Origin of the sequence: Rosenbergiella australiborealis (assembly GCF_018494035.1) — a bacterium.
Taxonomy (GTDB): Bacteria; Pseudomonadota; Gammaproteobacteria; order Enterobacterales; family Enterobacteriaceae; genus Rosenbergiella; species Rosenbergiella australiborealis.
In genome coordinates this window covers 35,095-49,005 of record NZ_JABBFO010000016.1, presented here as the reverse complement: position 1 = coordinate 49,005, position 13,911 = coordinate 35,095, and the positions used below count along the sequence as shown (strand labels likewise).

6 protein-coding genes and 1 tRNA gene are annotated in these 13,911 nt (G+C 48.4%); 2 read left to right on the top strand and 5 right to left on the bottom strand.

Going from position 1 to position 13,911, the window contains the following annotated elements:
• A tRNA-Met gene (locus HGT73_RS13485) sits at window positions 1-77 on the top strand.
• 43 nt (window positions 78-120) lie between these two features.
• On the opposite strand, the gene argS is transcribed toward HGT73_RS13485, so the two are convergent.
• Window positions 121-1,863 carry an arginine--tRNA ligase gene (gene argS, locus HGT73_RS13480; protein WP_214215780.1) on the bottom strand — a complete coding sequence of 581 codons (1,743 nt, stop codon included), beginning with the start codon at window positions 1,861-1,863 and terminating at the stop codon, window positions 121-123.
• A 519-nt stretch (window positions 1,864-2,382) separates the two neighbouring features.
• Entirely contained in the window at window positions 2,383-3,603 is a 1,221-nt protein-coding gene (locus tag HGT73_RS13475) for an N-acetylmuramoyl-L-alanine amidase (protein ID WP_214215779.1), read from the bottom strand.
• 108 nt (window positions 3,604-3,711) lie between these two features.
• Here HGT73_RS13475 and argA point away from each other — a divergent pair, with 108 nt between their 5' ends.
• Entirely contained in the window at window positions 3,712-5,043 is a 1,332-nt protein-coding gene (gene argA, locus HGT73_RS13470) for an amino-acid N-acetyltransferase (protein ID WP_214215783.1), read from the top strand.
• A gap of 12 nt (window positions 5,044-5,055) precedes the next feature.
• Here the strand turns inward: argA and recD are convergent, their stop codons facing one another.
• Genes recD through recC form a run of 3 tightly spaced genes read right to left on the bottom strand, consistent with a single transcriptional unit; the run spans window position 5,056 to window position 13,854 of the window.
• Complete coding sequence (gene recD / locus HGT73_RS13465; RefSeq protein WP_214215778.1) at window positions 5,056-6,894, bottom strand: exodeoxyribonuclease V subunit alpha; 1,839 nt, start codon at window positions 6,892-6,894, stop codon at window positions 5,056-5,058.
• Window positions 6,881-10,429 carry an exodeoxyribonuclease V subunit beta gene (recB, locus tag HGT73_RS13460; RefSeq protein ID WP_214215777.1) on the bottom strand — a complete coding sequence of 1,183 codons (3,549 nt, stop codon included), beginning with the start codon at window positions 10,427-10,429 and terminating at the stop codon, window positions 6,881-6,883. The genes recD and recB overlap by 14 nt, the downstream gene beginning before the upstream one ends.
• On the bottom strand, window positions 10,426-13,854 hold the full coding sequence (recC, locus tag HGT73_RS13455; protein WP_214215776.1) for an exodeoxyribonuclease V subunit gamma: 3,429 nt from the start codon (window positions 13,852-13,854) through the stop codon (window positions 10,426-10,428). The genes recB and recC overlap by 4 nt, the downstream gene beginning before the upstream one ends.
• Between the last annotated feature and the right edge of the window lie 57 nt (window positions 13,855-13,911).

Genomic DNA, 13,911 nt, shown 5'->3' with positions numbered 1-13,911 from the left:
CGCGGGGTGGAGCAGCCTGGTAGCTCGTCGGGCTCATAACCCGAAGGTCGTCGGTTCAAATCCGGCCCCCGCAACCACTTTAAGAAAGCTTATCAATGCATATTGATAAGCTTTTTTTCGTTACATCCGCTCAGGAAGACCAATTCCTAACGTTGATAACCCCAACGCCAATACTCGTCCGGTAATGTCTGCAAGATAAAGCCGACTTTTGCGTTGGTCGACATCGCTGTGCACCAATATCGGTAAATGGGCATAAAAGCGCGAAAAGAGTGACGCCAAGTCGTAAAGATATTGGCACATGATGTTTGGCATGCCATCCCGGGCAACTAAGGTTAAGCGCTCTTCCAACTGTAAAATAGCTATAACCAGTGCACGCTCTTCCCCCGTAGTGAAACAGAGCCCCTCCCCACCTTGCCACTCCAATCCTTGCTGATGGGCTTTGTCTAACAAAGAACGGATCCGCGCACCGGCATATTGAATATAAGGGGCGGTATTGCCTTCAAAGCTCAGCATACTGTCCCAGTCAAAAATATAATCGGTGGTTCGATTCTTTGAAAGATCGGCATACTTTACCGCACCAATACCGATAATTGTCGCTAATTCTGTCAATTCCGGCCCAGTGATTTGCGGTGATTTCTGCTCGATTAACCGTGTCGCACGGCTGACCGCTTCGGTCAGAAGTTCAGACAACTTAATGGTTCCCCCTTCACGGGTTTTAAAAGGTTGCCCCTGTTTATCCAGCATCATGCCAAACTTATGATGCTCTAAGGAGACTCGTTCCGGTACATATCCCGCTTTGCGAACAATCGCCCATGCCATCATTAAATGTTGATGCTGACGTGCATCGACGTAGTACAAAATACGATCGGCATGAAGTGTCTGATAGCGGTATTTCGCGCAGGCAATATCGGTCGTCGTATAGAGGTAGCCGCCATCCTGTTTACGGATCAGCACGCCCATTGCTTCACCCTGCTTATTTTTATAGTCGTCGAGATAAACGACCACGGCGCCCTGCTCTTCTTGAGCTATATGGCGTTCTAAAAGATCGTCAACAATGACAGGAAGCATCGCGTTATAAGCACTCTCACCGCGAATATCCGCGGGGGTTAAGGAGACCCCGAGTCGATCATAATTTTGTTGATTCTGTTGCATGGAGATATCAACTAATTGACGCCACATTTTTCGACAGTAATCATCACCCTGTTGTAGTTTCACTACATAATTTCTTGCTTGGCGCGAGAATATCGGATCTTGATCGTAGCGTTTTTTAGCATCGCGATAAAAACCTTCCAGATCAGACAGTGACAGAAGATCTTTACGATCCACCTCTTCAAGGTGGGCAATAAGCATACCGAACTGCGTTCCCCAATCGCCAATATGGTTAACCCTGGTCACCTTATGACCTAGAAACGTTAAGGTGCGAACACTGGCATCGCCGATGATCGTTGAGCGTAAATGACCGACATGCATCTCTTTGGCGACATTCGGCGATGAATAATCAATAACGATATGGGTGGCAGGCTGAATCGCTACCCCTAGACGCGGATCATTGGCGAGGGCGGATACGGCATTCGCCAGCCATGCAGTACGTAACCGGATATTGATAAATCCTGCCCCCGCCACCGAAAATTCATCCACCATCTGGCTAACAGCTTCTGATGTTTGCATCTGCTCAACCACATGTTCTGCTAATTGACGGGGAGGTAAACGAAGCTGTTTGGCAATAGGAATAATAGCGTCAATTTGATAATCCCCTAACGCTTCACGTAATGAGGGTTTTGCGCTCACGGTTATCGTCGATGACACCCCTAAATCTTGTAATGCACACTGCGCATAAGATGAAAGTATTTCCGCTATATTCATAGTTCCCTCTATAGTAGTTATCTATTGGTTATCCACAGACGTTCCGTTTTGTAGCACTGCGCTGGTCTCTTTACGCTCCTCGATAGGCCAGACACATTTTGCTCACTCACACCCTTTGAAAATGATTAAGTCGCCTTGAGCCGGTAGGCATTCTGAGAACACAGGAAGACGAATTAAATGTGGCAGTAAGGTATGGATGTGATGAACCGGCACCGCGTTCCATCACGCTTTATGTGATTATTGACGCCGTCCAGTCCGACTAAATCCCCCACCTTTACGATCATGATTCGATTGAATATCCCTGACACTCACTAAAACGGCGAGTCACGCTATGCTGTGCGATTGCAGTACATTTTGATCAAAAAACATCCAATAAAAAAGGGTAACAATATGATGAGAGTTACCCTAGGTCTACCGTTGACTTTATTGATATTTATCAAGCCAGTTATCGCTTTATTGCCGATAACTGGCGACATGAGTATCTCTTCTTCCCTGCATCGCGGGGAAAATCACAATAACTTACTGCTCATGCCGCTGACGTTGATAACGCTTGATCCCATTTAAAATGGCCTCCGCCACCTGTTGTTGGTACCTTGCCGTTCGTAACTTACGCTCTTCCTCCGGATGGCTGATAAATGCCGTTTCGACCAAAATAGATGGAATATCCGGTGCTTTTAGTACAGCAAACCCCGCACGCTCTACCCGTGATTTATGCAGCGGATTGATTTTTTGCAATTGTTCCAGCACATCCTTTCCAAGTAATGCACTATCTTGTAGTGTTTTACGTTGTATTAATTCCAGTAAGGTCGTATCCAAGTAATTGTCACCACTGCGACTCACCCCACCGATTAAATCTGATTGGTTTTGGGATTGTGCGAGGAAACGTGCCGCGGCAGAAGTGGCACCGCGCGTCGATAGCATAAACACTGACGAGCCACGCGCATGCCGATTGGCATAGGCATCCGCATGAATAGAGACAAAAACGGCCGCACTGTGCTGTTGTGCCTTGGCGACACGGGCGGCTAAGGGAACAAAGTAGTCATCACTTCGCGTCATCACTGCAGTCATTGTCGGTTGCTGATCAATCAATTGCTTTAACCGCTTCGCTATCTGTAATACCACTTCTTTTTCTAACGTCTTACGTAGGCCATGAGCGCCGGGATCCTCGCCGCCATGCCCCGCGTCAATGACCACGACAAAAGAAGATGATTTTTGCGCTAAAGGAGGGGCATTTTTAGGGGCAGCTAAGACCTGTTTATCGGTAATAAAGTCGCCTAACGGATCTTTATCGCCTTTTAATTTAGGATAAAAGTCGATCACTAATCGCCGCTGAAAGTTCGCAACTGGTTTTAAGCTAAAAATATCGGCACGGATGGCTTGCTTAAGATCAATCACAATACGTAATGTTTTAGGATCAAATTTTGCCACGCGGACCCCAGCGATAAAGGGATCTTTCGCACTGATATGACGACTTAATTGACGCAGTGCAGGCGTTAACTCCCCCCCGTCAACGTCAATGACCAATCGTTCTGGATGATGCAGTAAAAAATAACGATAGGTCGGCGCGGCTTCTGACTCTAAGGTCAATCGCGTATACAAAGTGGAGGGCCATACGCGTGCCGCAATAAATTGCACATCGGCGGTCGCGTGAGCATTTGAGAGGAAAGTCATTAGCCAAGCTATCGCCGTAAGACGGCATCGCCATTGCCGGCAATACAATGTCCTTATTTGAAACTGCATATCCTTGTCCCTAAAGATAAGTTTGTGATTTATCACAATCACAACTTGCAATTTATGCCTATTAAGCATAAAAATACAAATATAACGAATAAAAATTCACTTGGAGTTATCGTGACAGAACGTAGCACTGAACTGGTTAGAGGTTTTAGACATACCGCGCCCTACATCAATACCCATCGTAATAAAACCTTTGTTATTATGCTTGGCGGTGAGGCTATCTGCCATGAAAACTTCCTGAGCATTGTCAGCGACATTGGACTCTTACACAGTTTAGGGATTCGTCTTGTCGTCGTATATGGGGCGCGTCCACAAATCGACGCTAATTTACTCGAGCATCATATTGAGCCGACGTACCATAAATATACTCGGGTTACTGACGCGCAATCTTTGGAGTTAGTCAAACAAGCGGCAGGTAGACTGCAATTAGATATTACTGCACGCCTATCCATGAGTTTAGGGAATACCCCGCTTCAAAATGCGCATATTAATGTAGTCAGTGGTAACTTTATTATTGCCCAACCTCTAGGTGTCGATGACGGGGTTGATTATTGCCATTCAGGACGTATTCGCCGTATTGACTATCAAGCCATTAATCAGCAACTCGATACCGGGGCGATTGTGCTCATCGGTCCAGTTGCCGTGTCAGTCACCGGCGAGAGCTTTAACCTCACCTCGGAAGAGATCGCCACACAAGTCGCGATAAAACTTAATGCCGCGAAAATGATTGGATTTTGCTCAGAACAAGGGGTTCCCGATGAAAACGGGAAAATTATTTCTGAGATGTTCCCTGACGAAGCCCAGCAACGCATTGAACAGTATGAAGCCGCTGGAGATTACCTTTCAGGCACCGTTCGTTTTTTACGCGGTGCAGTACAAGCCTGTAAAAGCGGTGTACCAGGCAGTCATCTCATCAGCTATTTAGAGGATGGGGCGTTACTGCAAGAAATCTTCTCTCGAGAAGGAATTGGTACGCAAGTCGTGATGGCTTCTGCCGAGCAAGTGCGTAAAGCGACGATCGATGATATTGGCGGTATTTTAGATCTTATCCGTCCACTCGAACAACAAGGGATCTTAGTAAGACGTTCCCGTGAGCAATTGGAGATGGAGATTGATAAATTTACCGTCGTGGTGCGTGATCAACTGACCATAGCCTGTGCGGCCCTCTATCCCTTTAATGAAGATAAGATCGGTGAAATGGCGTGTGTTGCGGTACATCCTGATTACCGTAGCTCCTCTCGCGGTGATGTATTACTGCAGCAAGTCAGGCAGCAAGCCAAGCAAGCTGGGTTAGAAAAACTTTTCGTGTTAACGACACGCAGCATCCATTGGTTCCAAGAGCGGGGCTTTCAGCCCGTCGATATAGAGTTTCTGCCGGAAAGTAAGAAGAAACTCTATAACTATCAACGCCGTTCAAAAATATTAATGCTCAACTTAGACTGATTATAGCGCCACTTAATTCAATGCCGCGGCGAGTCCGCTGCGGCGTGATGTTTTATTCAGTATCGCCCGACTGAGGATAGCCGCATCGCTATAGAGCGTCAGCTGCGTCTTTGCTCGAGTAATCGCCGTATAGATAAGCTCTCGTGACAAGACCGGACTAAACTGGCGTGGCAAAACTAATGCAGTATGGGTGAATTCTGAGCCTTGTGATTTATGGACCGTCATCGCCCAAGCGGTTTCATGTTCAGGTAATCGTGATGGCTGTACTGCGCGTAATGTGCGATCAGGCAATTGAAAATAGACTTTTAGTTGCTGATCGCTATCCTGCAAAGTAATCCCCACATCGCCATTAAAGAGTCCGAGCCCACTGTCATTACGCGTAATCATAATGGGTCGCCCTACATACCACTGTTGTGAACTCGACAAAGCGGAGATCCATCCTCGTTGCCGTAATGCGCCTTCAATACTCTGATTCAGCCCTTTCACACCGTAAGCCCCTTCACGCAAAGCACAAAGCAGTTGGTAGTGAGCAAAATTAGCGACAATCTGTGCCGGCGTCTCACCGTCGGTAATCGAGGTAATAAAAGACTGATAACCGAGACAAATATCATTGAGCATGGTTCGCCATTCGGCTTCGTCGGTGAGGCTTTGCCAGTGAATATCTTGGCTTTCTCCGGTTAATAAGGCTTGGGCTTGCTGAGTATTACCTTGGTTGACCGCACGAGCCAGCTGACCAATTCCCGATTTATCGTCAAAACGATAACTGTGCTTTAGAAGACAGATATTATCTCGCAATCGCGGTGCATTAGGCTGATCATGCCCCTCGACATCACAACCGGTCAAACGTGACAACTGTGCGGCACGCGCTGGGCTATAACCGTACTCTGCGCTACGACAAATGTCCCCTAATACAGCCCCAGCTTCCACTGACGCTAACTGATCGCGATCCCCCAAAAAAATTACTCGTGCATGCATAGGCAATGCGGCAATCAAATTAGCCATCATGGTTAAATCGACCATCGAGGCTTCGTCAACCACGAGAATATCGAGGTGCAATGGATTATGAGCATGGTAACGTAGCTGTCGCGAGGTAGCCTGAGCCCCCAATAAGCGGTGTAGTGTTGTGGCTTCACGAGGAAAACGTTGGTGAATCGTGGCATCGACCGTTAAAGCCAGTAGCGCCTTGCCGAGTGATTCCGTTAACCGGGCAGCAGCTTTGCCGGTGGGGGCTGCCATCTGAATACGCAATTTGTTTGGGCTCAGTTGGATCATCGCTGCCAACAGTTTAGCCACCGTTGTCGTTTTACCGGTGCCTGGCCCCCCAGAGATAATGGCATGACGTGCAGTCAGTGCCACAGCGGCCGCCACTTTTTGGTCATTATGCGGCGCATCACCAAACAGTTGATCTAAAATCTGTCGTGCTTGTGACTCATTATCAATACCCTGCGCGGGGAGTGAATTAAAAAACGTCGCAACCTGTTGTTCATTATGCCAAGCCCGCTGCAAATAAAGCAGCTCTCCCTCTAAACAAATAGGACCGATATGCGTCGTCGTTGAAAGAGCTGGCCAGCTCGCCAAGGCTTGTTGCCACTCAGTCGCGTTGTGTGGTGCTTGGCAATACTGCCATAATTGCTCGGCTACGCTACGCTGCGCGCCATTCCATAGGGCGTTAGGCGTTAAGGATTCAAGGGCAAGGCAGACATCCCCTTCCCCTGCCCGGGCACTTAAGCAGGCAGCTGCCAGAAAATAGTCACCACGCCCGGCACAAAGTAGTCGGGCAAATTGTAAGTCCACCGGTCGAAATAATTGCGTGGCTTGGACATCACTCAGTAACGATTCAAGATGGCTCATTGTTGTCCTCCTGCTGACTAAAGAAACGATCCATTTGCGCGATCAGTGCCAGTGAAGGCCGAGTAAAAAAGATCCCATTACCGGGAAGGTTATCGGCCATCCCGCGTAAGAAAAGGTAGTAGACCCCGCCAAAGTGCTGTTCATAGTCGTAATCAGGCAAGCGATGCCGTAAATAACGATGCAGCGCCAAAGTATATAACTGGTATTGAAAATCATACCGATGTTCGATCATGGCCGTTTGCATAGCGTCCTGCGTATAGGCCTGACTGTCCAGACCTAACCAATTCGACTTATAGTCCGCAATGTAATATTTACCTTGCCAGCGAAAGACGAGATCGATAAAGCCTTTTAACATCCCTTGCACCTGTGAAAAAGAGAGCGAGGCGGCATGGGCGGATAGTGGATCATGCTGCTTTATACAGCGGTCTAACGCCATCGCGTTCAACGGTTGTTCAATCGGGATCCAAAACTCCATTTCAATCAAGCGATCGCTCTGAGGGATCTGGGCAAGCGAGGTGACTGCTTGGGGTAATGATTGTGCTAAAACACGATGGATCCACGTATGCACAACCGTCGTCCATTCGCTGTCATACCCCCACGCAAGTAACTGTTCTGCGACCCATTGCTCTTCAGGGGGCGCTGTAAAATCAAGATTTTCAAAAAGGTGGTGTAAAAACGTTCCCGGACCAGCGCCTTTCGGAAATTGATGTACGGTAGGAAGATACGGGCCTTCATCCTCACGCTCAGCCACGACTTCGCTATCAAAACCGGGTACAAACAGCTGATGGTGACTGGCATGATAGGTCAATGCAGAATAGCTGGTGACTCGCCAGTGGTCCTGTAAGGTACGTTGTAAAACATTCGCCGTGACGTGAGGCGGTGTCACTGGTGTCGGCTGATATGCATTAAGCGGCTGATCACTGGCTATTACCACATCACATTGGGTATTGCTCATCTGCGACAATGCTGTGGCCAGTTCTTCTGCGGTCGCGGCTTGACCTTGCTGTACTAAGTACCCCACCGCACTGTGTTCAAGCTCGCTCGGCCCTTGGTATTTACGTTTACGGTAAAAAAGTGGCGCAATTCCCAGGCTACAGTGCCAAATAGAGCGGGTTAACGCGACGTAGAGTAAGCGAAGATCTTCAGCAAGTCGCTCTTCTTCGGCGAGTGCTAAGCTCTCTTCATCTTCATGCAGATCGAGCACTGCCGAAAAATGTTGGCGGTCATGGTAGAGCGGTTGTTTGGTTTCTCGATACCCGGCGATAAATGGGAGCCAAACCAGCGGATACTCAAGTCCTTTGGATTTATGAATAGTGACTATTTGTACGAGATCACGATCGCTCTCAAGCCGTAATTGCTGACTACGCGCGTTATCATCAGGCTGATCGATCTGTTGAGCAAAAAAGCGCAGCAATGCATGGGGAGTATCGTGGTCGGCTGAGGCAGACTGTAATAGTTCGCTGACATGCATTAAATCGGTAAGTCGACGTTCCCCACGTTCACTGGATAATACGTTTTCCGCCAGCCCGAGTTGGTGCATCAACTGCCGAAACATCGGAAGAAAACCCTCTCCACGCCATAATTGCTGCCAAGCCATAAACTGATCCGTCAGCGTATCCCAACCGCGACTATCAAGGCTTAACGCCTCGATATGCGTAGCTGAATACCCCAATAAGCGGGTGGCTAGAGCCGTTCGTAATAAGGACTCCTGTTGAGGTTGCAAAATAGCTTGCAGTACCCACAACAGTTCCTGTGCTTCGACGGTTTGGTAAACACTGTCGCGACTTGAGAGGTAAACAGAGGCAATACCCTGTTGCTGAAGCGCATCGCGAATTAAATTAGCTTCACGGCGGCTACGTACCAGTACAGTAATATCGGCAGCGGTTACTGCGCGACGTGTTTCTCCTTTCACCAACCAAGCCTGCTGCTGCTGACCGGCAATTAACCATTGTGCAATATCATTAGCACAATATTGTGCCATCGTCTGTTGATAGTCAGTGACGTTGCACCCTTCTCCCTCCTTTAGCCACCAGCGCATCGCTGGCTGTTGCACCCCGTCACGCCACAAACTTAATGCCTGGTTACTGGGCGCTGACTCAACCGCCAAAAAAGGAATATCAGCAAAGAGAAAAGGATGTTCGACTCGTTGAAAAAGCTGGTTAACACTGGCCACCATCCCCGGGGAGGATCGCCAGTTAGTGTGGAGTGAATAGTGATCGGTCACTTCATCACGCGCTTTGATATAGGTGAAAATATCTGCCCCGCGAAACGCGTAGATCGCTTGCTTAGGATCACCAATTAATAACAGAGCGGTATCTGAGGGCTGGGCGTAAATACGGCTAAAGATACGATACTGCGTCGGATCGGTATCCTGAAATTCATCCACCATCGCTACTGGATAGCGTTCGCGAATTGCCTGAGCTAACGCTTCACCTTGCGGCTGTTGCAGTCCCTGATCCAACTTAGCTAATAGATCATCGAAACTGAGTAAAGCCTGCCGCGCTTTTTCTTGTCGTAAATGCGCCCGAATATCTTGCAGCGCTAACGCCACAAGCGGTTCATACAACGATATCGGCGTTGATAAAAATAGATCAATAGCTTCAAACACCGCATGTTGCGGGGGTTGGCCTTTTTTTGTTTTGGCTATCAGTTGCGATTGGCTGAATTTTTCGAGCTCTTTTTGCGGAATTTGGTAGCTGGTATCCTCACTCTCAGCCCACAGCGTGAGTGTAGTAATCCAGTTCGGTACATGCTGTTTAGAATAACTGCGTTTATCGACATCGGAGGCTAAAATCAACGCCGCTACTTCACTCGCCACCTCTCGCCACCTCTGTTTCATCTGCGTAATACGCTGGCAGTTCTGTTGATGGCACTCGTTCAAATCTTGGGTCACTATCGGGTGTTTAAGTTGTGGTAATTCACCTTGTAACCACCCCTTGACTGAGTGCAAAAGGTGCTCCGGCCCGCTAAATAGTGCCACGACTTCTTGCGCTATCTCATCCTCCAACGGATAGCAGTAGCGACGCCAAAAATCCTCCGTCGCTTGGCGTAATAGCTGTTGCTCATCGTCCAACAGCTGCTGTTGGAAGAGCATCCCTGATTCAAAGGCATTAAGATTCAGCATTCGCTGACAAAAACCGTGGATGGTGTAGATGGCGGATTCGTCCATTTGCCGCTCAGCCAGCAATAAGATCGCTGCCGCCTGTGACGTATCCTCTATCTCTAACAGCAGTCGACTGAATACTGGATGATCAGAGTGACCGCGTAAGCAAGCAAGCCGCAGTTGGTGAATATTGTCACGAATACGTCCACGCAGCTCTTCTGTTGCAGCCTCGGTAAAGGTCACCACCAGAATCTCCTCAACGGAAAGTAATCGGGACCAAGCCTTATCTCCACCCAACCCTAAAAGTAGTCGTAAATAGAGTATTGCGAGCGTAAAGGTTTTTCCGGTTCCTGCTGAGGCTTCAATCAGTCGCTGACCTTGCAAAGGGAGCGTATAAGGATCAAGAGCGATCACGGTTGAAGATGGACTCATGATTCACTCTCCACAGTTTCAGGGGTATGCGCTTGTAACACAGGAAGGTACCAGTTTTCGGCTTGCTGACAAATCTCACTAATAAGCTCAGGCGTCAGTTGCGGCGCTAAGCGTTGCAGATAAGGATCACGTCCTTCGCCAGCCATAAGATACCCTTCATGCCAAGCATTATGCAGGCGTTGTTGTGCCATATTTTGCGTCGTTTCCTGCCAATCGATCATCGGTGGATGACTATTTTTCATCATCGATGCCTGTAACCAACTTCCGCCGCTCTCTTTTAATAGCCACAACGGTGCCATCATCCCTTGGTAGTAGCCCTGTATCATTCTCTCTAGCTGCGTTATCGCATCGTCAATCGGCACGGGTAAAAAACGCCAGCAGGTTTCATCACGCCCATACATCCGACTGATCCCTTTTCCTCCCATTGCACAGTAGAGTAGGTGCTCAATCCAGAGCAATAAACCATCGGTGAGATTAAGTTTACCCGGACGCCAGCGGAGTAATCCATCCGGCTGCACTTGCGGGAGCCACCCCACCACTCGGGTATGCACTAACTGTAGGTCGATTTCCATACTCTGTGTGGTTTGGCGTTGAGCCACCACTGACTGAGCCACGCTCTCCATCTCCGTACATTGGCGCTGCCAAATCAACCGACCATAAGCCCCATAAGGTAACTGACCCGCTAAACGAAAATGGCGATAGAGCTGTTCCGGGGACTGTTGTTCAATCAGACAATTGAGGAGTCGCTGATTAAGCTGATAGCGCGTCAAGTTATCTTGCACAAACGGTTCACTTTCCGGTAAACCGACGGCTTCCCGTTGAAAGTAGATGCCTAAGCGTCGCGTAAACCACGCACGTATTGGATGACGCCAGAAACTTGCTAAAGTATTAATGGAGACTTCATCAGGTGTATAAGCTGAGAGTGTTTGAGCAAAATCAAGGGGCGGTGTTCCGGCTCGATTAGCTGCTGCGACCCATTGTTGAGAAAATGAGTGCCACGGATTGTCGTCGGTAAAATTCTCTACCGCAAAAGGGGTACGAGGTTGCTGCCTCACCAAGTGCTGCTGAACATGTTGCGCACTCTCATCAACATTGCAGGCCTCATCGCCGGGCAAACAGAAGCTCTGCCCAATATATTCCAGCAACTCAGTGACTAACACCGAAGCCAAACGCGGCTGATTATCTTGGATCGAACACCCGACATAACTGATATAGAAATAGTGCTGTGCGGAGACTAAGGCTTCCAAAAAGAGATAACGGTCATCATCTCGGCGATTTCTGTCACCTTTTCTCGGTTGTTTGGGCATTAAATCAAAGCCCGAAGGCTGCAAGGTGCGTGGGTACACACCATCATTCATTCCGAGAAGACAAACCACTTTGAACGGGATTGAACGCATCGGCATTAATGTACAGAAATTGACCTGCCCGGCAAGAAAGCGCTGACTAATACGCTGTTGCTCAAGTCGTCCACGTAACTCATCGCGTAAAAGCGTCATCGGGATAGCTTGCGTATAACGTGAGTCAATGCCTTCTTGTATCATCTTGCGCCACTGTTCGTGGATCACCTCTAACGCCGCTTGGCTTTCAGCATCACCAATAAAAAAGCGCTCCGTTAATTGTCGACAGTAAGGGAGCCACTCCTCCAAGGTATAGGACTGTGTAAGTCGCTCACGCCATTCAGTTAAAGCCGATAAAAACTCGGCAAGCTGCCCGGCGAGCTCGCCCATCAATCCTGCACTTTCATCATAAGGCAGGATACCTTGCCAATCACCCGCGGTGCTATCCATCGCATAACCCAGTAGCATTCGCTGAATACCAAATTGCCAAGTATGTTGGCCAGTCACCGGTAACGCTAAGGTCGCAGCACTTTCGTCGTCCAATCCCCAGCGAATTCCTGACTCTTCGACCCAAAGACGCAAGCGTTGTAGTTGTGTTTCACTGATGGCAAAACGTTCAGCTAAGGCCGGAACTTCGAGTAAGGCCAGCACTTGTTCAGAGGTAAAACGGCTGTCTGGTAAGAGTAATAATTGGATAAAAGCATGAATAACCGGATGTGCATGGCTGGCGCTGCGATCTGAGATAGAAAAAGGCAGCGAGTCGTGATTGCTGACCCGTGAAAATACCGCTTGAATATAGGGCGCGTAGATGTCGATATCCGCCACCATTACGATAATATCGCGCGGGCTGAGGTCAGGATCGTTATCAAGCAATGTCAGCAGATAGTCACGTAACACTTCCACTTCACGTTGTGCATTATGGCAACTATTAATGGTAATAGAGTGATCATCAACCGCTAGCTGACGTTTAGTATGGCTCGTCGCAAACTGTTGTGTGTTCAACCCAACCACCGAGTAGTCTTCCAGTGTCAAAATATCGTGTTGTAGTTGTGACAGTAAGTTTGTCGGTTCACTTTCAACAAATGCGTGAACTTCATCATTCACGCTTTCCATCTGCGCTAAGAGATAGAGATTATCGCGCCCCTGCCGCCCCCAAGAGGCCAAAAGTGGATTGGGTAATGCTTGTTCACCCTCAGCAGAAAACAGCGTCTCGACAAGATCCGGGGTTTTAAATAACCCACGTTGCTCGCCTGTTTCTTGCCACCGCCGTTGATTCAGGGCATACACTTTACGACGACGCGTTAATAATCGAGCAAGAAAGGCACGGTCTTGAATATCGCCCCAATACTCCTGACAAGGATTGGTAAAGAGGAGATGAATATCAATATGCCGTCCCAGCGCTTCTAATGCCTGCAAATAGATAGGCGGTAGCGACGAAATGCCACAAATAAAGACCCGACGAGGTAACGTTGCCTGTAAGTCTTCATCGGCTAGACGTTGAATAAAACGTTGATAGAGATTAGCACGGTGCCATTCTGGCTGGCCAATCTCAGCCGTATAGCGGACCAATGCTTGCCAAAGCGGAGCTTGCCATATTTGGGCACTCCCGAGCTCTGGGATAAGTTCTCCCCGCTGCCACAGTGCTAACCACTCGGGCCGATAGACCAAGTAGTGGTCAAACAGGTCAGCAACTTGGGCACTTAACTGATATAGCTTACGCTGATCACTGTCCTGGGAAAGATAATCGCTCAGTACCTCAAATTCAGGATTGTCGCGCAGCAATGGCAGAAGATGCATCAGTTTCCAACTCATCGCGCTTTTAGTAAAAGCACTTTCAGCAGGAATACCGGGGAGTACCGCCACAAACATCTGCCAAATAAAGGTGGCCGGTAAAGGAAAGAGAATATTAGCAGCGATCCGTGATTGAAACCCTTGAGCTAACGCCATCTGTAACCATTGCGCCATCCCCGGACTTTGTACCAGCACCACCTCTTGAGCTAATGGGTCGGGGAGTGGATCATTTTCCATAATGGAGGTGACCAAGTCTTTAAGTAAATCCAGACGATTTGAATGCCAAACACGAAACATAATAACCTCTTGGTTCTGCTGCTTAACAAGCAGTATACCTTGCTCTATTCATTATCA